The organism is Streptomyces sp. NPDC002838 (assembly GCF_040295365.1).
Taxonomy (GTDB): Bacteria; Actinomycetota; Actinomycetes; order Streptomycetales; family Streptomycetaceae; genus Streptomyces.
The window spans coordinates 50,672-74,968 of the sequence record NZ_JBEOVF010000047.1 but is presented as its reverse complement, the minus strand read 5'-3'; the positions used below and the strand labels follow the sequence as shown (position 1 = coordinate 74,968).

Here is a 24,297-nt window from a genome sequence, read left to right as displayed (position 1 = left end):
GCGCGGTCGCCGAGATGATGGACGGCAAGCCGGAGGCCAACCCCCTGCGCGGCCTCGGCTTCCCCAAGGTCCCCGTCCCCTTCTACAACGGCACCCCCTGGTTCCTGCCGTTCGGCGGCGCCTACTACAAGGCCAAGGACAAGCTGCGCTGAGGCGACGGTGCGGTAGTACTGCGGGGGCTTTCCGCGAGTGGTCGTGGGAAGCTCCCGCCGGTTATCACGGGGCAGCGCGTACCGCGCGTTCTCCGTCTCCGTTCTTCTTCACACAAGAGAAAGTCCGCACCCTCATGACCGCCGCCGCCACCCGCAGCGAACACGACTTGCTCGGAGACCGGGACGTCCCCGCCGAGGCGTACTGGGGCGTCCACACCCTGCGGGCCACGGAGAACTTCCCCATCACCGGGACGCCGATCTCCGCCTACCCGCATCTCATCGACGCCCTCGCCGCCGTCAAGGAGGCCGCCGCCCTCGCCAACGAGGAACTCGGGCTGCTGGAGCCGGAGAAGGCCGCCGCGATCGCCGCCGCCTGCCGCGAGATCCGCGCCGGCAAGCTGCACGAGCAGTTCGTCGTCGACGTCATTCAGGGCGGGGCAGGCACGTCGACCAACATGAACGCCAACGAGGTGGTCGCCAACCGGGCGCTGGAACTGCTGGGGCACGAGAAGGGGCAGCATCAGTACCTGCACCCCAACGAGGACGTCAACCTCGGCCAGTCGACGAACGACGTCTACCCCACTGCTGTCAAAGTCGCGACCGTCTTCGCCGCGCGCGGCCTGCTCAAGGCCATGGCCATCCTCCAGGACGCGTTCGGCCGGAAGGCGGTCGAGTTCCGTGACGTTCTCAAGATGGGGCGCACCCAGCTCCAGGACGCGGTGCCGATGACGCTCGGTCAGGAATTCTCGGCGTATGCCGTCATGATTGACGAGGACCGCAGCCGTCTTGCCGAGGCCGTCGAGTTGATCCATGAGATCAACCTGGGCGCCACGGCGATCGGCACCGGCCTCAACGCCCCCGCTGGATACGCCGAGTCGGCCCGCCGCCACCTCGCGGCCATCACCGGGCTGCCACTGGTGACCGCCGCCAACCTGGTCGAGGCCACCCAGGACTGCGGCGCGTTCGTCCAGATGTCCGGCGTACTCAAGCGCGTCGCCGTCAAACTCTCCAAGAGTTGCAACGATCTGCGGCTGCTGTCCTCCGGGCCGCGCGCGGGCCTCGGCGAGATCAACCTGCCGCCGGTGCAGGCCGGGTCGAGCATCATGCCCGGCAAGGTCAACCCTGTGATCCCCGAGGTCGTCAACCAGGTCGCCTTCGAGGTGATCGGCAACGACGTCACCATCACCATGGCCGCCGAGGCCGGACAGCTCCAGCTCAACGCCTTCGAGCCGATCATCCTGCACTCCCTGTCGGAGAGCATCACGCACCTGCAGGCCGCCTGCCTGACGCTGGCCGCGCGGTGCGTCGACGGCATCACCGCCAACACCGAGGCACTGCGGGCGAGCGTCGAGAACTCCATCGGCCTGGTCACCGCCCTCAACCCGCACATCGGCTACACGGCCGCCACCGACATCGCCAAGGAGGCCCTCGCCACCGGCCGCGGCGTCGCCGAACTCGTCCTCGAGAAGGATCTGCTGCCCGCCGAGCGACTCGCCGACCTGCTGCACCCCGAGGTCGTGGCCGGCAGGGGCCAGGTCCTGGCCTGACACGCCCGGCGCACTTGCGTCACCGACCGCTGATCGATCGCAGCATCACTGGGCCGGGCTCGATCTGATCGGGCTCATCGACCGGTGCCGCGGCTAGTGACTTCTCAAGCCCAGGAAAGGAAAAACATGTCGCTCCTGAAGACCATCGACACCAATCCCTCTTTCGCTCCGCGCGAGTCCGGCTCGCTCCCGGAACGCCTGATTTCCGGCAACCCCGCCTTCAAGACCTGGGCCCAGGACGCCGCTCGCGGGGAGATGATCCGTACGGGCGTCTGGGAAGCGACGCCCGGCGAGACGCGTTCGATCAAGGGCGAGACCTTCGAGTTCTGCCATATCCTCTCCGGCATCGTCGAACTCACGCCTGAAGGTGGCGAGCCGGTGGCGTACAAGGCCGGCGACAGCTTCGTCATGAAGCCGGGCTTCGTCGGTGTCTGGAAGACCATCGAAACCGTGCGCAAGATCTACGTGATCGTGACGTGATGCCGATGCCGCACGACTCGGCCGTCTTTGACGGCGCTTGCGGGGTCACTCGATTGCTGACCTGTATGGATTCCCGGCGTCGGTGTCGGCGGGAGGGCCTGTTCGCACCGCTGTTGATCGTGGTTGTCCGCTCTCACGGGCACGCTGTGGGCACGGCTTCGAAGCGCGGTGGGCGGAAGCGAGTGTGAGCGGGCTCCGCGCTTGGCCGGCTGGTTCGGATGTCCAAGTCGGGCGTGCTTGTGAGGGCACAGCCCTGCCGGTGCCGGAATCGCCGATCGGACACAACAGCGCCTTCCCGACCCATGCCGGAGAGGATCTCGACGCCGGGCTTACCGGCAGTGCCAAGGCGACGCGAGCAAGGCCGATGTGAATCGCCTGCCGCACACGGCACCCCGTCGCACGTTTGACGCTCATCCCCCTCGACGTCGCGAAACCTCCGGCCGCAAGTTCCTATCAAGCCGTAGGGAAATCCCCACAGTTCACGGCAGTCGACCTGTGAGCGCGAACCCTCAAGTAACGTCTCCGGACACTCCGCTCCAACGGCCTCCCCACCCCCCCATGTCGACGGAGACCACACCCCATGTCCGCTGTGACGAACGCATCCGGGTCCGGTTCGCCGGACGCCCGATGCAGCTCGGCCGGTCGTTCAGCAACCGGTCGTCTCGGCGCGCGACTCGACAACGAAACGGCCGTCCGCGCGGTCGACACCGCACTCGCACCCTGGCTGCCGGATGCGTGACGACGGTAACCATGCCAGGCTGCCCGCCGCTGCCACCGCCCCGGCCGGAAGCGGCGGATCCGGGCTGGGGCGAGGGCGTGGCGTTCCCGGGCATCGGACACCGGCCAGGTTTCCCCGCCGGGGATCCCGCGCAGCTGGAGAACCTCACCGTCTGGCCCGTATGGGCGTGATCGCCGTTCGCGTCGGAGCGAGTACGCAGAGGTCGCCACTCGACTTCACATTCACCACCGGATGAGAGGGACATACACAGCATGCGATCGATCAACCGACTGACAACATCAGTCGTCGGAGCGGCCGTGCTCCTGGGCTGCGTCTCGGGACCGGCCGTGTCACAGGTGAAGCAGGACGGCACACGGGTGCTGGTGTTCTCCAAGACGGCCGGCTTCCGCCACGGCTCGGTCTCCGCCGGCATCGCGGCGGTGAAACAGCTCGGCGAGACGGACGGCTTCACGGTCGATGCGACGGAGGACGCCGGAGCCTTCACGGCCGACAACCTCGGGCGCTACGACGCGGTCGTGTTCCTGTCGACGACCGGTGACGTCCTGAACGCCGCCCAGGAGACGGCCTTCGAGGGCTACATCCGCAGTGGCGGGGGCTACGTCGGCATCCACGCGGCCGCCGACACCGAGTACGACTGGGCGTTCTACGGCGGGCTCGTCGGTGCCTACTTCGAGTCGCATCCGTGGTGGCCGATGCGTGCCACGGTGCACGTCGAGGACCGCGCCCACCCGGCGACCGCTAACCTGCCCACCACCTGGAACCGCACCGACGAGTGGTACAACTTCCGCTCGAATCCCCGGGAACGGGTCCGCGTCCTGGCCTCCGTCGACGAGTCCTCGTACTGGGGCGGCACCATGAACGGCGACCATCCGATCGCCTGGTGCCAGAACTACCAGGGCGGCCGCTCCTTCTACACCGGCATCGGCCACAGCAAGGAGTCCTTCGCCGAACCCGCCGTCCGTCAGCACCTGTTGGGCGGAATCCAGTGGGCCACCGGCGCCGTCGAGGCGGACTGCCGGCCGGAGAACGGCTAGCGGCCGCTCTTCGACGGCACGGCCGCGTCGCCGTCGGCATGGCGGCAAGCGGGACCGGGCGCCTTCGAACTGAGCGACGACGGAACACCGACGTTGGCCGGCGTCCTCGGGATGCTCTGGCACGCCGGGTCGGAGTTCACGTCGTACTCGCTCCAGCTCGACTGGAAGACGGCCAGTGCCTCCGGCGATGACAACTCCGGTGTTCGTGGGCTTCCCGCCCTCGGACGACCCGTGGTCGGCCGTGGACAACGGCTACGAGATCCAGATCGACGCGACCGACACCCCGGACCGCACCACCGGGGCCGTCTACGGCTTCCAGTCCGCCGACATCAAGAAGCGCGACCGCGCTGAACCCGCCGGGGGAGTGGAACACGTACGAGATCCGCGTGCAGGGCGAGCGCCTGCGCGTCTGGCTCAACGGCGTGAAGATCAACGATTTCACCAACACCGCTCCGGCTCGGAGCCTCAAGGACGGGCACATCGGCATCCAGAACCGCGGAGCCGACGACGAGGTGTCCTTCCGCGACATCCGGATCTAGGAACTGCCCGCGAAGTCCTCCCGGTCCTCTGGATCCGGGACTTCGCAGGGCGACTGAGCGGCGGCGGGCGGGGGACGTCGGACTCCCGCCATGGAACCGCCGCCCGCGAGGGTGGTGGTCGCCGAGTCGGCCTGCACGGAGTCAGCTGGCCGCGACTGGTGATTCGGCTCGTGCACGGGTACTGACCATTCAGAGGGCGTTATGTCCGTCTCTGGCAGCAGCCGGCGCCCACGCCCGCGCCTGCGCATACGCTGCCTCCGGCGACAGCGACTCCCCCTTCGCGAAGGTGTCCCCGAACGCCACCGCTCCCAGCGCGGCCGTCGCCGTGGCGGTGGTGCGGTCGACGTCCGGGCGTTCCGCGGCCGGGAGCGGCGCGCCCGTGGCGGCGCGGGCGGCGGAGGCGGCGCCGAGGAGGAGCGCCGCGGACCCGGGACGGTCCGCGATGGAGTGGGCGGCGGCGAGGCCCTCCAGGGCGAGGGCGACTGCCCGGGGGTCGCCGGTGCTGAGGGCCGTTTCGTAGCCCTCCTCGTGGTGGGCCAGCGCACCCCGCGCGTCGCCGCGCAGCTCCGCGATGAAGCCCAGCTCGGCCAGGATCAGCGCGTTCGCCCCGTCGAGACCGACCTGGCGGTGCCATTCCAGGACCGTACGCATCCGGGCCCCGGCCTCGTCGAGGAGCCCCTCGCGGCGCGCGCCAAGGCCGAGCCCCAGCTCCGCGTTGATCTCGCCCGCGCGGAAGCCGAGTTCGGCGGCGAGGCGCCGTGACCGCTCGTGGTACTCGCGCGCTCTGCCGAGGTCGCCGGTGAGCAGCGCCGTCCGCCCGAGCCCGGACAGCAGGTCCGCGGCCTGGGTGGAGAGGCCGAACTCCTCGGCGGTGTCCAGCCCGCCCTGCCGCAGCCGGGCCGCCCGCTGGTAGTCGCCGTGGATCTCGGCGACCGACGCCAGCGGGTACACCGACCACAACTTCCCGCAGGCGTCCCCGACTTCGCCGAAGAGCTCCGCGCTGCGCCCCGCGTCCGCCTCCGTACCGGCCAGATCGCCCCGCAGCAGCCGCTGTACGGACCGGTCCGCCAGCGCGGCCGCCTCTCCCCAGCGCTCACCGAGCGCCCGGAAGCCGTCCAGCGATGCTTCGGTGAGCGCCTCGCCCTCCAGGAGATCCCCCGTCCCGCACAGGGCGTGCGCCAGGAACCACCGCGCCCACGCCGTCCCCAGCGGGGCACCGAGCTGGTCGCACGCCTTGAGCGCCGTCTCGATCCGGGCCGCCCGTTCGGTGCCGTCCCCGGTCAGGATGGCGATGCCGGTCCGCCACACGCCGGCCTTCGCCCGCAGTGCCGCGTCCCCGCCGGGCAGCGCGAGCGCCGCGGTGACCGAGCGCCGCGCCTCGCCGAGCCGGCCGCGCAGGATCCAGTACCAGGAGAGCGCGTCGACGAGCCGGAGCGCGTGGTCCGTCTCACGCCGCTCGACCGCACCGTCCAGGGCCGAGCGCAGATTCGCGCTCTCCGTGTCCAGCCGTGACAGCCACGCGCCCTGCTCGTGTCCCCGCAGTTCGGGCTCCACGGTCTCGGCGAGCCCCGTGTAGTACGCGAGGTGCCGCTGTCGTACCGGCTCCGTCTCGTCCGCTTCCCGCATCCGCTCGGCGCAGTACGCGGAGACGGACTCCAGCAGCCGGTACCGGGGCCCCTCGGCCCCGTCGACGGTGACCACGAGCGACCGGTCCACCAGCCGCACCAGCAGGTTCAGTACGTTCCCGGCGTCGACCCCGTCGCCCGCGCACACCTCCTCGGCGGCCTCCAGCGTGCACCCTTCGGCGTGCACGGCGAGCCGTCGCAGTACGGCCTGTTCGGGCTCCTCCAGCAGCTCCCAGCTCCAGTCGATCACCGCGCGCAGCGTCCGCTGGCGGGCGGGCGCACCCCGCTGCCCGGCGCTGAGCAGCCGGAACCGGTCGTCCAGCCCCTCGAGCAGCCGGTGCACACCGAGCGCCCGCACCCGGGTCGCGGCCAGCTCCAGGGCCAGCGGAATACCGTCCAGCCGACGGCAGACGGCGCCGACCGCGTCCGCGTTACGCGCATCGACCACGAAGCCGGGCGCGGCGGCCGTGGCCCGTGCCGAGAACAGGTCGACCGCGTCCTGCGGAGCGAGCGGCGGCACGGCCCACAGGGTCTCCCCGGCCAGTGCCAACGGTTCCTGACTGGTGGTCAGCAGCACCAGCCCGGGAGCCGACCGCAGCAGCAGCTCCGCCAGTGCCGCGGCCTCGTCGATCACATGCTCACAGTTGTCGAGGACGAGCAGCATCCGCTTGTCGCGCAGCACCTCGGCGAGCCGGTTCGCCGCGTCGAGAGGCGGCTCCCCTTCGGGCCGTACGCCCCAGATCCCGTCGTCCCGCAACTCCATCGTGGCCGCGACGACCTCGGCCAGGTCACCGCCGGATCCGGCGAGCTCGACCAGCCATGCCCCGTCCGGGAAGCCGCCCTTCAGCTGCTCGGCGACGGCGACCGCGAGCCGGGTCTTGCCGACGCCGCCGGGTCCGGTGAGGGTGACCAGCCGCCGTATGCCGAGGAGTTCGCGTACGTCGGCGACCTCGCCTTCCCGGCCGATGAGATCGCTGAACGGGGCGAGGATGTTCGTCCTGGTACGGACGGGAGCCGGGTCCTGGCGGGCGGCGCCCAGGCTCGGGTCCTGCCGGAGCATCGCCCGCTGCAGCGCGGCCAGTTCGGGGCTCGGGTCGAGACCGAGTTCCTCCGCGAGCCGCGTCCGCAACTCTTCGTATCCGGCGAGCGCCTCGCTCTGCCGCCCGGACCGGTACAGCGCCCGCAGCTGCACGGACCGCAGCCGCTCCCGCAGGGGATACCGCGCGACCAGCTCCGCCAGCTCGCCGGCCAGTTCAGCGTGTTCACCACTGTCGAGACGGGCCTCGGCGTGGTCCTCGAGGACGGCGAGCCGGTCCTCCTCCAGCCGGTTCACGGCAGCCCGGGTGAACGCCTCCTGAGCGAAGTCCGCGAACGCCGGCCCCCGCCACAGGGCGAGCGCGTCGGCAAGCAGCCCGGCCCGTAAGCGCGCGTCCTGCTCGGTCCTGGCCCGAGCCGCCAGCCCGGCGAACCGGTCCGCGTCGAGAGTTCCTTCAGCCACAGCCAACTGGTAGCCGGGTGCCCGGGACACGACGAGTGCGCGTCCGCCCGGCTCGGCCTCCTCCAGGACGCGGCGCAGTTGGGAGACCTTGGCCTGAAGTGCCCTGGCCGGGTTGCCGGGCGGTTCGTCGCCCCACAGGTCGTCGATCAGCCGGTGGGTGGCCACGGGTCGCCCCGGGTCGACGAGCAGGGATGCGAGCAGGGCTCGCACCTTGAGCTCCGGGACACGGACGGGCTGCCCGGCGTCGGTCCAGACGGCCGTCTCCCCCAACACCCCGAATCGCATGCCGCCACGGTAACCCGAGCCGCGGACAAGCGTTGGGACACGGTCCCGGAACGGCCGCGGCACCCGTACGGCACCGGCGCTACAGCCGGGACCGGCGCCGAACAGGGCCGTAACACCGCCCGAGTCTCCGGCACCCGTACGGCACCGGCCCTACAGCCGGGACCGGCCCCGAACAGGGCCGTAACACCGCCCGAGCCTCATCCGAAGCACCGCGTCCGACGGTGTTCCCCGACAGCGAGTCACCGAGCCCGTCGAAGGGGACCCACCATGAGCAAGTTCACCGGCCGCACCGCTCTCGTCACCGGCGCCAGTCGCGGCATCGGCCGTGCCATCGCCCTGCGCCTGGCCTCCGAGGGCGCGCGTGTCGGCGTCCACTACGCGAGCAACGAGGCGGCGGCCAAGGAGACCGTGGCCGCTGTCGAGGCGGCGGGCGGCAACGCCTTCACGATCCGTACCGAACTGGGCGTCCCCGGCGACGCGGAGGCCCTGTGGCGGACATTCGACGAGCACGCGGGCGGCCTCGACATCCTGGTCAACAACGCGGGCATCGCCGGTCCCGGACTGATCCACGAGGTCTCCGAGGCCGACTACGACAAGGTCTTCGCGATCAACGCCAAGGCTCCCTTCTTCATCATCCAGAAGGGCCTGGAACGCCTGCGCGACGGCGGCCGGATCATCAACATCTCGTCCGGCGTCACCAAGGTCGCCTTCCCCGGCATGACGTCCTACGCCGCCTCCAAGGGCGCCATCGAGGTACTGACCCTCACCCTGGCGCAGACCCTCGGCTCCCGCGGCATCACCGTCAACGCTGTCTCCCCCGGCACCATCGAGACCGACATCCATCCCTGGATGGCCGACCCCGCCGCCAAGGCCCACGCCGCCGGCTTCTCCGTCTTCGACCGGGTCGGCCAGCCCGCCGATGTCGCCGACGTCGTCTCCTTCCTCGCCTCCGACGACGCCCGGTGGGTGACCGGCCAGAACATCGACGTGAGCGGTGGCTCCGGCCTCGGCATCTGACCACCCCCCCATCACCCACGGGAGAAAACCGGAGACACCCATGCCCCACACCCTGCTGGTCCTGGCCCACCCCCGGTCCGACTCGCTGACCGCCCAGGTCGCCGGCCACCTGCGGGTCCGCATCAAGGAGGCGGGCGGCACGGTCGACGTACTCGACCTGTACGCCGAGGACTTCGACCCGCGGCTGACGCCCGTCGACGAACCGGACTGGGAGGACCGGGAGAAAAGGTACTCGCCCGAGGTCCACGCCCACATGAGCCGGATCGCCGCCGCGGACGACATCCTCGTCGTCTTCCCGGTGTGGTGGTTCGCACCGCCGGCAGTCGTCAAGGGCTGGATCGACCGGGTGTGGAACTACGGCTTCGCGTACGGCCGCAGCAAACCCCGGCTCGCCGGGAAGCGGATGCTCTGGCTGGGCCTCGCGGGCGGTCCTGACTCGGACTACGCGAAGGCCGGCCTCGACGCCGCGATGGACATCCAACTGCGGGTCGGTGTCTCCGAATTCTGCGGCATCGCCGACTCGTCGGTGCATCTGCTGCACGGCACCGAACTGTCCGGCGTCCCGCACGCGCTGAGACCTGCGCGGGTACGAGAAGTGCTCGCCGCGGCCGGCGCGGCACTGGACCAACGCCTGCCGCACTGACGCCCACGTCCGGCCGGTTACGCCGGCAAGCTCAGCCACTCCGCGAAACGCCGCGGTCGTCCCGGTACCCGCCCGGATGGCCGCGGCGTTCGCCGTTCCCGCGCGTCCGAGCGAATGCGGGCACACTCCAGGGCCCCGTCCGCCAACCTTCCCCGAGACCGCTTAGGGGTGCTTGCACTATGAGCGCCCGGGTCGCGTGGTCTGGCACCGCACCTCGCCGCGTTGCCGAAAAGCCCACGTAGCTCCTCCCCCAAGCTCTCGCCTGCGTTCGAGCAGGGGGCACCCCCATCGAGGGCTTCCCGGCGCCTTGCGATGCACGGCACCAGACCACGCGACGACCTCATCGGACGCTCATAGTGCAAGCACCCCTTAGGGCATCCGCACCCTCCCGAACACCACCGCAACACCGTCCGAGCCGGATCCGAAACACCGCCCCGCACAGTCGCCCCATGACCTCAGACATTGCTTCCCGGGCCCCCGAGAAGGCAGGCGCCCGGCAGTGGCTCGGGCTCGCCACCCTGCTGCTCCCCGTGGCCCTGATGACCGCCGACCTCGGCGTGCTGTGGCTGGCTACGCCCTATCTCGCCGCCGATCTGCGGCCCAGCAGCGCCGAGCTCCTGTGGACCACCGACATTTACGGGTTCCTGACCGCCGGAACCCTGGTGATCATGGGCACGCTCGGCGACCGCATGGGCCGCCGCAAGCTGCTGATGGCCGGCTCGACCGGGTTCATCGCGGCTTCGCTGATCGCCGCGTACGCCCCGAGCCCGGAGGTGCTGATCGCGGCCCGTGCGCTGCTCGGTATCGCCGGCGCGGCCGTGCTTCCGTCCACGCTCTCCCTGATCAGCCACATGTTCACCGACCCGCGCCAGCGCGCGACGGCCGTCGCGATGTGGGTGACCGCGCTCTCGGTCGGCCTCGCCGTCGGACCGGTCGTCGGCGGTGTGATGCTGGCGAGCTGGTGGTGGGGTTCGGTTTTCCTCATGGGCGTACCCATCATGCTGCTCGCGCTGGGCACAGCCCGGGCGCTGCTGCCCGAGTACCGCGACCCGGCCCCGGGACGGATGGACCTGGCGAGTGTCGCGCTGTTCCTGCTGGCCGTTCTGCCGGTGGTATACGCGATCAAGAGCCTGGCCTCGGGCGCCTCCACCTGGGAGCCCGCTGTCGCCTTCGTGGCCGGCGCGGTCTGCACTGTCGCGTTCGTACGCAGGCAGAACCGGCTGGCCAGGCCGCTGCTGGACCTGAGGCTCTTTCATGATCGGGCCTTCACCGGGGCGCTCCTCACCCTGCTGCTCGGGATGACCGCCCTGAACGGCGTCGAGTACCTCGTCCCGCAGTATCTGCAGGCCGTGGCGGGACAGTCGCCGCTGGAGGCCGGACTGTGGCTGTTGCCCGGAGCGGCGGGGCTGATCGTCGGCTCCCAGTTCACCCCGGTCCTCGCACGCCGGATCCGTCCGGCGTACGTCCTGGCCGGCGGCCTGCTGCTCTCTCTCACCGGCTACGCGGCGATCGCTTTGTCCGAGGGCGTCCTGACCGCCTCGCTGGGGCTGACCGTGATCATGTTCGGGGTCGCCCCGATCAGCGTCCTCGGCACAGTACTGGCGGTCGGCGCCGCGCCTGAGGAGAAGGCGGGGGCCGCCGCGGCGACCGGCCAGACGGCCTACGACCTGGGCCTGGCCCTGGGCATCGCGGTCACGGGTACCCTCGCGGTCGCGGTCTACCGTGGCGAGATCCCCGACGAAGCCCCCGCCTCGGCCAAGGACACCATGGGTGCAGCGATCGCCGCCGCGGAACGCCTCCCGGACGGTGCCGCGCTGCTGGCCGCCGCGAAGGACGCCTTCACCACCGGGCTTCAGACGGCGGCCACCATGAGTGCGGCCTTAGCACTGGTGACGGCAGTCCTGGCGGCGACGCTGCTGCGGCACATCCCGGCGATCGGTGCGGCCGCCCCCGTCGAGACGGGGACGGAGTCCGAGACGGGGACGGAGTCCGAGACGGGGACGGAGTCCGAGACGGGGACGGAGTCCGAGACGGCGGCCGGGGAACCGGTTACGGCAGCCCTCAGGCCATGAGCGTCAGTGGGGGCCGAAGCCGTCCACTGTTCAAGACAACAAAGAACCCCCGGGTCTCTGAGCTGGGGGTTTCACTTGGAGCGGGTGACGAGAATCGAACTCGCGCTCTCAGCTTGGGAAGCTGAGGCTTTCTGAGGCTGGTTGGGGCGCTGACCTGGGCGAATGGGCGGGGCGTGGCCTCGTCGGGCTTGGCTGGTTTCACCGTGATTCCCCGCTGTTCCCCGCTCGATCTGGTGCGCTTGTGGTGCGCCGGACGATCACTGCCTCGTAAGTTCGATCATGGCTCCGCTGTACCGGCTGCGCCTTACTGCTGCCAGCGGTCCCGGTACTTCCTCGCTCCGAACGCCCGCTTTGCGCACCCAGAGCTCTGGGGGGAGCCTGAAAGTGAGATGGGCCGTCGCTTGGCGGCTGGGGTTCGCCGCCATCATCGGAGGGTTCTCATGGCTGTACTGATGGAGATCGAGTTTCCGGGAGTGACAGCGCAGCAGTACGACACCGTGGATCGGCGCGTGGGCGCGCGAGCGGACCAGCCCCCTGAAGGGCTGCTGTTCCACACGGCAATCATTACGGACGCGGGACTACGCGTCATCGACCTGTGGGAATCGACCGAGGCGTTCGATGCGTTCTTCTCGCGGCTCCAACCGGTTGTCGAAGAGGTGGGCTATCCGGAGCCGTCCGCGCCGCCGAAGTTCTCGGACGTGCACTACCACTACGAGCGGCGACAGCCGGTGGGTGCTTGAGGGGTCTACGGCCCAGCAACGCGGGCTGTCTCACTGCGCGACCTTCTGATCCGTAGCTCTATGTGGATCGGTCGGTGGCGGTCATATCGGTCGCGCTACGGCCCGGGAGGGACGCTGCCGGACGTTGTCGGTTGCTGGGGTTGCTGTACTTCGTTGCTGTACAGCCACAACTGATCATCGGCGGCCGTGACCTGCGGCCGCCTCATCGGTCAACGTCCTGACCTGCTGCTGAGCTGTCGGCAGTTGTCGACGTTGGTCATCGTTGAGCGCCCTTCCACGGCCCGAGGACGGCCCGGGAGGGCGCTCGTGCGTAGAGGTGCTGACGACACGCCCAACGCGCGGAGTAGTAACTGGTAGCTAAAACATGTCTACCCACCCGAACTCTTCGATCAGACTCAGGAACTCGGACGAGAAGTCATGCTGGGAGAGCATCGGATGCCTTTTGGTGAGGCGTGACACTCTGGCCTTTAGGTTAGCTTCGGGTTTTTTGATGCCGAGGAAGTATTGATAGATAACAAGGGTCTGGAATGCTACGTCGGCGTCGAGTCCCTGACACGCCAGCAGAAGCGCGGAATGAAGATTGTCGCAGAGGTCTGGACTGTCCCAGAGCAGCACAATGACGCTCTGCCCGTAGCCGCCGCGCTCCCAGGCGGGGAATCCCTCGCTTGCCGCCAGTTCCACTTCACGAATCATGTGCAGGAGCTCGTCCGGCGACCAGTTGAAGGAAGCCTTTACTCGGTCTCTGACATCCTGGGGAATCCAGTTTTTCTCACTCCAAGCGATATCCGGATGGGAAGCGCAGTGAGAGAGTGCATGGACTGCTGCCAGCAGTGCCCGATCGGACAGTTTAGTGATGGTGTGGCGAACGAGCAGCAGAGCTCGCGCGTCCCCTCGCCCAAGAGCGAAGCAATCATGTACCGCTGTTAGTTGCGCCGAGGTGTCTTCCGCCATGAGGTCGAGGAGAGCATGCCCGCCGAATCGATGGAGGTAGTCCCTTACCTCTTCGGTGAAGCGGTCCCAGGTGTCGGTGTCGAGAGTCTGCCCCTCGGGGAAGGGGACGAAATGCCCTTTGAAGCGCTCCCTGTCTTCCGCTACCGGCTTCCCGACATTCTTGTGATCGTAGCGGGCATCCATTTCTTCATGGACGTATGAGCTTAGATTCATCCAGTGGAAACGTCGCTCGGTCGGGTCATAGACCACTCCATAGATTGGAATTGAGGACTCAAACCAAGTGTAAAGGTCTACCGAAGAGGCGGGGATGCCCCAAGTGGCACCACGGGAAAAGCTGCCCCCGCTCTTGACTTGCACGGCAATTGTCTCACCGGTAATCTCACGGTTTGTCGTTAGGTCAACCAGCAAGTCCTTCCCGAAGTCGTTAGCGGTGTCAACTTCCTGTATTACGCATTCTTGCTTCTCTAGGAAAGTGCGGAGTGCGTTTACGCCCTCGCGCTCGGTCTGTCTGGTATTCCGTAGCCTCTTGCGCCTTGGTGCTGCGCTATGCGAAGCGAACTCCATACAAGCAGGATGCCAGAATCATAGGTCGGTGGAGCGGCTTTGGGCTGGAGTTTAAATGACCGAGTCAAGGCCGCGGGGGTCCTCCGCTGCCGGTGTCTCGTCGAGGAGATCGTCTGTGCCTCAGCCGACGAAAGTTAGCCACGACGGCGGGCACGCCGACGGATCAGGCGCGCGTGTGTCTCGCTGCACTCCCACCGGCCTCAACCACGTTGCCGACTCTGTGACGTCGAGTTGAGTCAGGCCGTCTGCGTAGGTGGGGTGGGGGTGAAGGGTCGGTTGTCGCGCAGGAGGGCCCACAGCACACTGGTGCGGCGTCGTGCGAGGGCGATGACGGCCTGGACGTGTTTGCAGCCCTCGCCGCGTTTCTTGAGGTAGTACTCACGGTTGGGGCCGTCGCGGATGATGCTGGTCTGCGCGGAGAGGTAGAAGACTCTGCGCAGGCGGCGGCTGTAGCGCTTGGGTCGGTGCAGGTTGCCGGTGCGGCGGCCGGAATCGCGGGGGACGGGGACCAGTCCGGCGGCTGAGGCCAGGTGGCCGGCGTCGGCGTAGGCGGTCAGGTCGCCTGCGGCGACGACGAACTCGGCTGCGAGGATGGGGCCGATGCCGGGCAGGGACTCGATGATCTCGGCCTGCGGGTGGGTGCGGAAGGTGTCGCGGATCTGCCGGTCGATGCGCCCCAGCCGGTCGTCCAGGGCCAGAATCTGCGTGGCCAGGTCGGCGACGATCTGTGCGGCGGTGTCCTCGCCGGGCAGTGCGGTGTGCTGGGCCTGGGCCGCTTCCACGGCTGCGGCGGCCACGCTCTCCGCGTCGCGGACACCTCGATTGACCAGCCAGGCCGTCAGGCGGGCCACGCCGCGTCGGCGGAGAACGGCCGGGGTCTGGTAGCCGGTCAGCAGTACCAGCGCGCCCTTGCGGGCCGAGTAGTCGAAGGCGCGCTCCAGGGCGGGGAACATGCCGGTGAGCACGTCGCGAAGCCGGTTGAGCGTCCGCACTCGGTCGGTGATCAGGTCTGTGCGGTGGGCGGTCAGGAGCGCGAGTTCGGCGGCCAGCTGCGCGGGCACGTCGAGGGTGTTGAAGTCCCGTCGGTGGCGGGCGGTTTCGGCGATGACGTAGGCGTCGCGGGCATCTGTCTTGGCCTCGCCCCGGTAGGCGCCTGCCATGCGGTTGACGGTGCGGCCGGGCACATAGACGGCCTTTTGGCCGTGGGCTGCCAGCAGCGCCAGCAAGAGGGCGGAGGACCTGCTGGAGATGTCCACCGCCCAGTGAACCTCGTCGGCCAGGTCCAGGATCTCGCCGAGCGCGGTCAGGATCGCCGACTCGTCATTTTCGATCTTCTTCGACCACAGAGTCGCGCCGGTCTCGTCGACCACTGCGGCCCAGTGATGGCCCTTGCCTGCGTCGATACCGACCCATATCCGGGCCCGCTGTTTGCTCACGCGTCCCTCCCACAGCCGAGTTCCTGCCGTCGGGCCCGTAGGACACCCCGTCGTCAGCTCCGTAAACAGCGACGCGTTCCGCGTATTTCAATCAGCGACCAGGGCGCCCCGGAGGGCCGGACGGCCACTCCAGCCGAGCCACGGTCGGCAAGCTGCTTTGAAGCCACATCCGGCCCTCCCGGGCCACCGAACAACTTACGGAGCCGCCTTGAACCCGTGAAGAAGGTTGTTACTCAGGCTTCGGCTGAGTCTTGGGTGTCGCTCGTAGTGATCTCCGGCGTTTCGTCGGCTGCGATTCTGCGTCCCTGTTGAGCAGCCCGAATAAGTGCTTGGGCTACCTCTTCGGCGGCATCAGGAGATAGCACGATTTCTTGCGTCCAGAGGATCGACAGTCTGATGTCACCGGTCAACAGGTTGGTGGCCACATCGACTTCAGTGCCGTTGCCGGTCACGTCGCGCACAGTGTCCAGACTGAAGTCGCTGCCGAATGCGCTCATGCCCTGAGTTCCCCCTGGTTGGAGGTACCGGTGGCTGTGATGCGCCACAGCGGCGCGTCGTACCGCTCCGGATGACTGCCGATCAGCAGTTGGCGCAGATCCTCGCGTAGGGAGCCGTTGAGGTTCAACGCCTCGGTGATGCGGCGGAACGTTGTGTGGGTGACTCCGCGGTTCCTGGCCTCGGCTTCGAACTGGTCGAGTTGGGACAGCACGGCCTGGGGGTCAAGCTGCACTGGTGGCTGGTCTTTGAGCCATGCGGCCTTGTTGCGCTCGTAGTCGATCTCCGAGTAGCCGCAGATTTCGCGGCTGTGTGCCTCTACCTCGTCCAGGGTGGTGGTCGCCGTGATGGCGCGGGCCAGCTGGTTGCGGCTCAACGCGTCGTCCAAGTCGACCTCATGGACGGTCGGCCCTTCGTCGGTGAGGGGTACGGGGAGTCCGGCGTCCCGCATCTCGCACGTGCCGCGTACTCCTCGGGCTGTCGCCGCGAGCATCCCGGTTGCTTCGGAGGGGTGCCACTCCAGGACCGAGCTGATCGGCTCCACGTCTTTCGCTGAGAAGGTGTGGACGAGTGGGCCGAGCGTTCCGCGCAGTTGATCGTGAGGTAGTTCGCCGTCCAGACCGGGGCCTGCCACCAGGAGGCGGATCGGGGCTTTCACCTGGCAGCAGGCGGCGAGCGTGACGGCGTCGGCAAGCGGGCTCTTCAGTGTCGGTTCGTCTCCTCGGGCGAGGATGTCGCCGCCTACGTCCAGGAGGTCGATCGACTCGGGGGAGAAGTGGCTTACCAGCTCTTCGAGTTGGCGGGTGATGCCCTCGGCTCCGTGGTGCGGGTCGATCAGTGCGAAGGTGTGCGGGAGCTCTGCTGCGAGTCGGGGGAGGGTGGAGCCTGCCGGAGCGATCGGGCGGGCCTCGGCCGGCACTGCCCAGACCGTTGGGGTGAGCTGTTGGAGGCCGGTGAAGTTGTCCGGTCCTCGGGGGCCCGGAACTGGGTCGATCAACAGGCGGTCCCACGCGTACGTGAGGATCACCGCCTGGTCCTCGTCGCCGTAGAGGGCGGCATGAAGCATTGCGGCGGCGACTGCGTCGCCCCCTCCTCCTGCTGCGACGATCAACCGCTTCATGCAGTTCAGCCTACGGGGTCGGGTGTTGACCACTCACCCTATAGTGGCTAAAGGCCATAGCCACTTGGACCAGGATGGTGAGGAGGAGACATGCCTCAGATCGAAGAGGCTCAGCCGAAGTATCTCCAGATCGCGCACTACATCCGTGATCGGATTCTTCGGGGTGACCTGCGGCCGGGGGACGAGGTTCCCTCGGAGCGGCAGTTGGCGGCGGACTGGAAGGTGTCCCGGCCCACTGCCGCGCGGTCGTTGGAAGCGCTGAGTCATCAGGGGTTCGTCGAGAAGCGTCAGGGGTCGGGCACGTACGTGCGGAGCCTGGAGGTCAACCGGCGGGCGCGCGAGTTGTACGGGCGTGCTCGGCAGACCGGGAAGATCTACACGCCTGGTGAGTATGCGGTGATCACTTCGGCCGGTTGGATGGAGGCGCCTGATCACGTCGTTGAGGCATTGGGCCTGGTCAAGGACCGTCGGGCAGTGCATCGGCGGCGGGTGACGAACAACCAGGACGGGCCGATCACGCTGTCCACCTCGTGGTTCGCTCCGGACGTCGGCCAGCGTGGGCCGAAGCTCCTGGAGCCGGAGCGGATCCAGGAGGGGACTCTCATGTACGTCGAGAAGATGACGGGCCGTCAGGGGAGTTACGCCGAGGATCGTATGTGCGCTCGCAGTGCGACGGAGGAGGAAGCGGCGGATCTCCAGCTGGAGCCGGGGTCTGCGGTCCTGATCGTTCATCACGTCGTCTTCGACCTCCAGGACCGGCCGTTGGAGTTCGCCGAAGCCACATATCCCCCGCATCGCTGGGCGTTCGAACAGGGCTACCCGCTCACCTGATGGTCTGGCAGTTGCGCCGAATGGCTTGCGCAATCGAAGTGGCTAATGCCACCATCCACGAAGTGGCTAAGGCCACTTGGACGGAAGGGGGCACGGAGTGACGAGTCAGCGGCCGGACCAGGGCGCGCGTGCAACTTGCCGGGGGTGTCGAGGGCGCGGTTGGAAGCGCGTCGGCTCCCGTACGGCTCTGGCGCTCTCCACGGCCGATGACCGCCTCCGTGCCACATCGAAACGGCGCTGTCTCGACTGTGACGGCAGCGGCAAGGAGTGCGTGCGGATGGCCTATACGATCGACCGCTTTCCCTCTGCGGACTCACCGCGACTCGGTGCCATGACCTTGCAACCCGTCGCGGAGTCTGCACCTCGGGTCCGGCGCTGGTTCCGGAAGTTCATCGCCCCGTACAACCCGGCCTGCTCGATCGACGACTGCACGTTGATGATCTCGGAGCTGGTGACCAACGCCATTCTCTACGGGCGGGCGGACGAGTCCTGGATGGTGCGGGTTGAGTGGTATCGCGTGGAGACGTCGCTTCGAATCGAAGTGCACAATCCGGGGTTCCCGGCGAGCGTGCGCATGCGGCAACCGGATGCCAGCGATGCCCACGGGCGCGGGCTGCTCCTCGTCGACTCCATCGCCGAGTCGTGGCACTCGGGTCCAAGTCGGTTCGGCGGGACAGTTGTCTCCTTCACCGTTGCCGACGCGTGGCCGTCCAACGAGGGCTTCGGGCCGATCCTGTTGTGATGGTCCAGTTGTCGCTAGTCTGGTTGACCAGTTGACTTGGCCAATCTCGACAGGCGGCGGCGTTCATGGCGTATGAAGTGGCGGCACCGAAATACGTTCGCCTCGCGCAGACGATCCAGCGCCGCATCGAGGACGGCACCTATCCGCCTGGTACTCGGGTGCCCAGCGAGAACCAGCTGGTGCAAGCCTTCGGGATGTCCCGCCCGACCGTCGTGCGGGCGCTGGAGCTGCTGAAGCGCGACGGCTGGCTGGAGTCCCGGCAGGGGTACGGCACGATCGTTCGGGGCCGTCCGGAGGTTGTGGAGCAGAAGGATCGGCGGGGTCGTGAGGCGCTGGAGCGCGATGAGTCGCGGGCCTCGGGACGCCTGGTCGAAGTCGCTGAAGTCCCTGTTCCGGCGCGGGTCGCCTCGGCGCTCGGGCTCCCGAAGCGAGCCAAGGTCCTCATGCGCCGCTTCCTGGTGGAGGGTGACGGCGAAGCGGTCGAGTTGGTCTCGTCGTACTTCCCCGCCGGCCTGGTCCAGGACACCGAGCTGGCGAGCGCCGAAGCCATGAGCGGCAGTGTGCGCGAGCATGTGGAAGCTCGGAAGAAGGTCCGCTTCGACCATGTGACGGAACGGGTCTCGGCTCGACTGCCTGACAGTGGTGAAGCCGAGCTTCTGGGCTTGCCGGATGGCGTGCCCGTGCTCAGTGTCCTGGTCATCGCGTGCGATGCGTCCGGGCGGGCGCTGCAAGTCTCTGACGTGCTGCTTCCTGCTGATCGTCAGGAACTCGAAGACACCTATCGCTTGAACTGACGCCTGGTCCAGGCAAGTTCGCCCTCACTCCGCTTGACAAGTCAACCTGTCATCCCTAGCTTCGAACTTGCTAAGTCAACTTGTCGGGTGGCAGGTTGATCGACTCAGAAGGAGAAATCTCTGTGCGTGTGATCCGCATTGACGCCCCGACCGCCACGATCCTGCTCACCGAAGCTCCTTCCCGCGTTCCTCCGCCGGGAGCTCCGCTGGCACCTGGACAGCTACGCCGAGCCGGGCCCCGATGGGCTGCTCCTCGTCGGCGAGAAGGGTGCTCTCTTCCGGTGCAGCACGTTCGGGCGGAAGTGGCGGAAGGCGCGGGAGATCGTCGGCATGCCCGAGGGCTTTCGGTTCTACGACCTCCGGCACACGGGGCACACGCTGTCGACGCGCTCCGGCGCCACGCTCAAAGACACGATGGTCCGCGCCGGGCAGTCCTCCGAGAAGGCCGCGCTGATCTATCAACACTCCGACGACGAGCGTCAGCAAGAAGTTGCTGCCGGGCTCGACGTGACCGTGCGCAGGGCACGCCACGAAGCGCAGAAGCAAGCGCAGGAAGCTGCGGCCGTGCCAGATGAAGGCACCGGTGATCCAGACGATCAGCGTTCTGGCGCGAATCTGGCACGCGGCGAGTGATCACGACGGACAGCAAAAGGGCCCAGGTCGCTGACCTGGGCCTTCATCATGGAGCGGGTGACGAGAATCGAACTCGCGCTCTCAGCTTGGGAAGCGACGGCGCTCGACTGGCCCTTATGTCTATGACCTGCGCAGATGGCATTTGCTCGGGCGGTCGTGCGGGTCGGATCGCGCCGCTGTTGACCGTGGCTGTCCGCTCTTACGGGCACGCTATGGGCACGGGGCGCGAAGACTGGTGGGCAGAGTGCGTTCTCGGACGGGCACGGTGTCGAGCCGGACTCGGTCGGACGTCCAGTCGGGGAACGTCTTCGCGCGTGCACAGAGACTGCTGCCGCGTGGTTGTCAGTGGCCGGCCCTAGTGTGCCCGCGTGACGACATTTCGATCCGGCTTTACGCTCTGGCAACTGGTCCAGACGGCACGGGAACTGACTGAGGACGCGCGCGTCCGGGAGCGCGTCGACGCGGTGCTGCACATCATGGGCGGCCTCGGTGGGACGTACGGCAAGGGCAGGCCGCTGGTGAACGCCTTGGAGGACGTGGCCCAAGAGGCCATCCTCCAAGGCGACTTCGCATTCGCCCAGCGCTTTCAGCGCTTCGCCGCCTATGCCGGAGGCGAACTGTTCCTGGACATCCTTGAGAACTACTACGACGACGAAGCCCGACAGCGCAGCGAGAAACACATGCGCAGGATGGCCGCACTGGGTGCGGACAGGGCGGTCGCCGCCCTTGACGTGCTGTGCCGCGACAAGCCCGGCGCAAGCGCCGCCGACGCCCGTGACCTCTTTCGCGGCATAGCCCAGTCCGTCGACTACCTGGGCCTCGGGGACGGCGAGGGCGGGATCCGGCTCTCCACCAAGGAGGCGAGGCGACTCCAGGAATACGGACACATGGAGATGGTCCTCCGCAACCTGCCCCGGCCCGCCTCCGCCGAGGCCGCCCGGATGATGAGCGACGTCCTGGCCGATGTCGACGCCGGCATGCTGGCCCAGTTGCTCGAACTGCGGGCCAGGCAGGTCGGCCTGGCGGCCCTGCGTACCGCGGTGGAGGACCCGGACAGCTCCGAGAGTGCCCTCCATGGCTGTCTGAAGAACCAGGAATGGATCTTCGGCGGGGCCTACGTGGCCGAGCTGGCACGCCGGCAGTACACCCCGGACGCCATCCTCGACATCCCGCTCCTGCGCGGCGACGGTTCCCTGCACGTGGTGGAGCTCAAGCGCGCCAACATCAAGGACCTGGTCATACGACGCTCCGGCCACCTCATGTTGGGTGCCCCAGCGCACCGCGCGGTCTCCCAGGCGCAGAACTACCTCCGGGCCATGGACGAGAACCGCCCGAGCATCCTGGCCGAGCACGGAGTCGACACCCGCCGGGCGTCGGCGACGGTCGTGATCGGACACCCGCGGTACGTGACCGGGGACGTCACCTCCCAGGAGATCGCGGAGACGCTGCGAACCTACAACACACACCAGGCGCGCATAGAAGTGATCACATACGAGACCCTGCTGGATTCAGCCTCCCGCATGCTGGCTCTGTCATCGGCACGGCAGGACGCAGACCCCGACCCGGACGAGGAGTCCGCCGCATGACCGACACACCACCCGCGATCGAACCGCTCCTGGCCCGCTTGTGCGGCGGTGAGATCACCGACAAGGACTACGTCGGATACTTCATGAACGAGTACGGAGAGGAACTCGTGTTCGCCCAGCGTCGGGGCGAGAAAGCCGCTCGGCTCTGGCACAGCGACGCGGACTGGAAGATGTTCCTCGTCGGTGACCACTCGATTCGGCTCGACGGCCCGATGGACGGGATGATCACCGTTGCGGACCTGATCATCAACCGCGAGGAGGCGACATGGCTGTCCTCCTGCCTCGCCGCTTCCCGCCATCTACGGCAGGGACGGACCTGACCACGCATCGTGCTGAGGCCTCAACGGACGGGCCTGGCTCAGGGGAGGCGGCCAGGCCCCTGCACATGAGCCCTGCTCTGCCCAGGATGTCCTCCGCCCCGCCGTCCGTGACTTGGGCGCCCGCGGCCAGGGTGGTCGTCGTCTGCAGGTACGGCATCGCCGGTAACGTCGGCAAGCTTGGACACGCTGCGCAAAACGGCGTGGGGACGTCAGCGTCGTAGCTGCAGTCGCCATGAGGCCGACAATCGAAGCGGGCAGGAGGCCGCTCGGGTACTCCCTGGCGACCTTCCGCTCTGATGCAGGCTCCTTCGCGGTCAAGTGCCCGCCTTCGCAAGAGATTTGCATCCACCCACGACGAGGTGCGGTGTGGGGCGGGTGTCCGGTGTTGTCCGGGAACGGCGGGCTGAGGGCTCGGACCGTGCGAACCTCTCGCTCAGCTACGTCAAAGAGCAGGTCAGTGCCGTGCTGCGATGCGGGCGGCTTGCCGCCTCAAGGAACTCGTGCCCTCCGCGTGCCCAATCGTCGACGGCGGGAGGCCCGCGAAACGCAGCGACGGCTCATCAATAAGCAAGCCCCAGGCCACTGACCTGGGGCTTCAAGAAGAGCGGGTGACGAGAATCGAACTCGCGCTCTCAGCTTGGGAAGCGACGGCGCTTGGGTGGGCTCAATAGCTTTGACCTGCGCAGGTACCTTCCCTCTGAGGTGGTCGCGAGGGTCGGATCGCACCGCTGTTGACGTGGTTGTCCGCTCTTACGGGCACGCTGTGGGCACGGGCGCCGCTCGCAGCCCGGTGTAGGTGCACGCGACTCTTGCGCCGACCGGACCGCATCGTCTCTCGCGCTGATCTGGAGTGTCTGTCGCGCCTGCACTGTCGGCAGCCGACACTCAGACGTGGACCTGCGTATGTTGGTGACGTATTCTTCGATGTACATCATCAACATTGTGTGGGAGGTGCGGTATGTCTGTGACCCAGATCGACATCGACGACGACGCCCTGGAACGCGCCATGGCTCTGTCCAAGGTCAGGACCAAGAAGGAGGCGGTCAATCTCGCTCTGCACTTCTACGCCGAGCAGCAGGAGCGTGCGGCGCGCATCAGCCGTCACTTCGAGCGTGCGCGTGAGTGGGGTGCCGTCGAGGATGCCGAACGGCTGCACCGGGCGGAGAAGCGCAGCCGGTGATCTACTTGCTCGACACCTCCGGCCTGGTCCGGCTGCTCCGCGATCCAAAGCTGCAGTCGGCCTGGTACGACGCGATCGATGCCGGAGCCGTCGCATCCTGCTACGTGCAGCGGGCCGAGTTCCTCCACAGCGCCCGAAACGGCCGCGAGTACGACGAGATCGCGGAAATGTTCACCGATCTCTACCCCGATGTGTCAGTGCCGAAGAACGCAGGGCGCTGGATCGGCGCGGTGCAGCACCGTATGGCCCAGGCCGGGAACCATCGCAGTGCCTCGGCGGTGGACCTCATGATCGCCGCTACAGCGGCCCACCATGGTCTGACTGTCCTCCACGACGACGCCGACTACCGAGCTGTTGCCCGGCACGCCTCCGACCTGACCGAGCACAACGTCCACGACATCGCCTGAGGTGCCTCCGCCGCCCGACAGGTTGCGGACGGGGAAAAGTTCCGAACACGGTCTTGGAGGGGTGTCATTGACCATGTGGTCGCCTTGCTGATGGACAGCAGACCCCACGCACTGGCGAACACGGTTTCCCCGGCGGAGAGCGGCTTTCCTGCGAAGACAGGCTGGCAGCGGTCCACCTGGACTGCGCGGAGCTGGCGTATCTCTCGGCCTGCCACACCGCGGTCGTGGAGCCCGGACTTCTGGCCGACGAGCCGATCCATCTGACCGCCGCCCCTGCAGATCGCCGGGTTCCCCCATGTCATCGGGGAACCCTCTGGGAGATCGGCGACGAGACCTCGGTCACCGTCGCCGGTGCCTTCTACACCGGGCTGCGGGCCGGCTCCGGCAGGGTGCACATGCGGGGCCGGTCGTCTTCGTGGAAGCAGATCGCTGGTGCCGTGGAACACGGGGTCGCCTCCGTTCCCCGCCACCGACTGAAGCATCGCCCATCGCCCATCACCCCTGTCGGCGCGGGAGAAGGCCCAGCGCGCGGTGGCCCGGACGCGCCTCCCTGCCCGCCCAGCCGGGTGACGGTCTCGGTGCCCGTCAACCTCGCCGAGCCCAGGGAACTGCTGGTAACGGACCTCAATCTGCCTTCGCAAGGGCATGTAAGGACATCTGCAGCGGCTGCACGCGAAGATCAGCAGCGGATTCATCGAGACAGTGCGTGGCTTCGGCTCCAAGATGCGCCGGGTGCCCGGGCGCTGAAGTTGCCGCACGCGGCCCGGGTCCGCGAGACGGTCCTGCCCCTTGTCGTCCTGGCCGGTGGCACCACCGCGGTGGGCGTTTTCGTCGCCCACCGGCTCAACAAGGCGGTCGGCGCCACCG

General features: G+C 68.0%; 19 protein-coding genes and 3 pseudogenes. 17 read left to right on the top strand and 5 right to left on the bottom strand.

Annotated features, from left to right (window positions below; genetic code table 11):
* Window positions 1-286: 286 nt before the first annotated feature.
* From aspA to ABT063_RS40270, 4 genes and pseudogenes are all read left to right on the top strand, one after another.
* Window positions 287-1,699 (top strand): aspartate ammonia-lyase, encoded by a 1,413-nt coding sequence (gene aspA / locus ABT063_RS40285; RefSeq protein WP_351065762.1) that lies wholly within the window; start codon window positions 287-289, stop codon window positions 1,697-1,699.
* Between the two features lie 126 nt (window positions 1,700-1,825).
* Window positions 1,826-2,179 (top strand): cupin domain-containing protein, encoded by a 354-nt coding sequence (locus ABT063_RS40280; RefSeq protein WP_351065760.1) that lies wholly within the window; start codon window positions 1,826-1,828, stop codon window positions 2,177-2,179.
* A gap of 735 nt (window positions 2,180-2,914) precedes the next feature.
* Window positions 2,915-3,088, top strand: coding sequence for a hypothetical protein (locus tag ABT063_RS40275; RefSeq protein ID WP_351065758.1), 174 nt, complete (start codon window positions 2,915-2,917; stop codon window positions 3,086-3,088).
* Window positions 3,089-3,169: 81 nt separating this feature from the next.
* Window positions 3,170-4,491, top strand: a pseudogene (locus ABT063_RS40270) (ThuA domain-containing protein).
* A gap of 189 nt (window positions 4,492-4,680) precedes the next feature.
* Here ABT063_RS40270 and ABT063_RS40265 read toward each other — a convergent pair.
* Entirely contained in the window at window positions 4,681-7,899 is a 3,219-nt protein-coding gene (locus tag ABT063_RS40265; RefSeq protein ID WP_351065757.1) for an AfsR/SARP family transcriptional regulator, read from the bottom strand.
* Window positions 7,900-8,166: 267 nt separating this feature from the next.
* Between ABT063_RS40265 and ABT063_RS40260 the strand changes: the two genes are divergently transcribed.
* The 4 genes from ABT063_RS40260 to ABT063_RS40245 all read left to right on the top strand — a co-directional run bounded on the left by ABT063_RS40260 (window position 8,167) and on the right by ABT063_RS40245 (window position 12,371).
* A complete protein-coding gene (locus ABT063_RS40260; RefSeq protein WP_351065756.1) occupies window positions 8,167-8,916 on the top strand; it encodes an SDR family NAD(P)-dependent oxidoreductase in 750 nt (249 codons plus the stop codon).
* Window positions 8,917-8,956: 40 nt separating this feature from the next.
* Window positions 8,957-9,559 carry an NAD(P)H oxidoreductase gene (locus tag ABT063_RS40255; protein ID WP_351065755.1) on the top strand — a complete coding sequence of 201 codons (603 nt, stop codon included), beginning with the start codon at window positions 8,957-8,959 and terminating at the stop codon, window positions 9,557-9,559.
* Between the two features lie 449 nt (window positions 9,560-10,008).
* The gene (locus ABT063_RS40250; protein WP_351065754.1) at window positions 10,009-11,631 is read left to right on the top strand and encodes an MFS transporter; all 1,623 of its coding nucleotides are present in this window, start codon (window positions 10,009-10,011) and stop codon (window positions 11,629-11,631) included.
* Between the two features lie 440 nt (window positions 11,632-12,071).
* Window positions 12,072-12,371, top strand: a complete 300-nt coding sequence (locus ABT063_RS40245) for a hypothetical protein (RefSeq protein ID WP_351065752.1) — start codon at window positions 12,072-12,074, stop codon at window positions 12,369-12,371.
* A gap of 357 nt (window positions 12,372-12,728) precedes the next feature.
* Here ABT063_RS40245 and ABT063_RS40240 read toward each other — a convergent pair whose 3' ends face one another.
* The 4 genes from ABT063_RS40240 to ABT063_RS40225 form a co-directional block, all read right to left on the bottom strand.
* Window positions 12,729-13,886, bottom strand: coding sequence for a DUF4365 domain-containing protein (locus tag ABT063_RS40240; protein WP_351065750.1), 1,158 nt, complete (start codon window positions 13,884-13,886; stop codon window positions 12,729-12,731).
* 236 nt (window positions 13,887-14,122) lie between these two features.
* On the bottom strand, window positions 14,123-15,322 hold the full coding sequence (locus tag ABT063_RS40235) for an IS110 family RNA-guided transposase (RefSeq protein WP_351065749.1): 1,200 nt from the start codon (window positions 15,320-15,322) through the stop codon (window positions 14,123-14,125).
* Window positions 15,323-15,555: 233 nt separating this feature from the next.
* On the bottom strand, window positions 15,556-15,819 hold the full coding sequence (locus ABT063_RS40230; RefSeq protein ID WP_351065747.1) for a hypothetical protein: 264 nt from the start codon (window positions 15,817-15,819) through the stop codon (window positions 15,556-15,558).
* The gene (locus ABT063_RS40225) at window positions 15,816-16,937 is read right to left on the bottom strand and encodes a DUF1152 domain-containing protein (protein ID WP_351065746.1); all 1,122 of its coding nucleotides are present in this window, start codon (window positions 16,935-16,937) and stop codon (window positions 15,816-15,818) included. Before ABT063_RS40225 ends, ABT063_RS40230 begins: the two co-directional genes overlap by 4 nt.
* Before the next feature lie 90 nt (window positions 16,938-17,027).
* Between ABT063_RS40225 and ABT063_RS40220 the strand changes: the two genes are divergently transcribed.
* The 9 genes and pseudogenes from ABT063_RS40220 to ABT063_RS40180 all read left to right on the top strand — a co-directional run.
* On the top strand, window positions 17,028-17,768 hold the full coding sequence (locus ABT063_RS40220) for a GntR family transcriptional regulator (protein WP_351065744.1): 741 nt from the start codon (window positions 17,028-17,030) through the stop codon (window positions 17,766-17,768).
* A gap of 277 nt (window positions 17,769-18,045) precedes the next feature.
* A complete protein-coding gene (locus tag ABT063_RS40215; protein WP_351065742.1) occupies window positions 18,046-18,510 on the top strand; it encodes an ATP-binding protein in 465 nt (154 codons plus the stop codon).
* 65 nt (window positions 18,511-18,575) lie between these two features.
* A complete protein-coding gene (locus tag ABT063_RS40210; RefSeq protein ID WP_351065740.1) occupies window positions 18,576-19,304 on the top strand; it encodes a GntR family transcriptional regulator in 729 nt (242 codons plus the stop codon).
* A 174-nt stretch (window positions 19,305-19,478) separates the two neighbouring features.
* A pseudogene (locus ABT063_RS40205) lies at window positions 19,479-19,937 on the top strand (site-specific integrase); the annotation flags it as partial.
* A 368-nt stretch (window positions 19,938-20,305) separates the two neighbouring features.
* Window positions 20,306-21,523, top strand: a complete 1,218-nt coding sequence (locus tag ABT063_RS40200) for a Shedu anti-phage system protein SduA domain-containing protein (protein ID WP_351065738.1) — start codon at window positions 20,306-20,308, stop codon at window positions 21,521-21,523.
* On the top strand, window positions 21,520-21,843 hold the full coding sequence (locus ABT063_RS40195) for a hypothetical protein (RefSeq protein ID WP_351065736.1): 324 nt from the start codon (window positions 21,520-21,522) through the stop codon (window positions 21,841-21,843). Before ABT063_RS40200 ends, ABT063_RS40195 begins: the two co-directional genes overlap by 4 nt.
* A gap of 958 nt (window positions 21,844-22,801) precedes the next feature.
* A complete protein-coding gene (locus ABT063_RS40190; RefSeq protein WP_270082585.1) occupies window positions 22,802-23,023 on the top strand; it encodes a type II toxin-antitoxin system VapB family antitoxin in 222 nt (73 codons plus the stop codon).
* Window positions 23,020-23,430 (top strand): PIN domain-containing protein, encoded by a 411-nt coding sequence (locus ABT063_RS40185; protein WP_351065734.1) that lies wholly within the window; start codon window positions 23,020-23,022, stop codon window positions 23,428-23,430. Before ABT063_RS40190 ends, ABT063_RS40185 begins: the two co-directional genes overlap by 4 nt.
* A 161-nt stretch (window positions 23,431-23,591) precedes the next feature.
* Window positions 23,592-23,807 (top strand): annotated as a pseudogene (locus tag ABT063_RS40180) (CHAT domain-containing protein); the annotation flags it as partial.
* Between the last annotated feature and the right edge of the window lie 490 nt (window positions 23,808-24,297).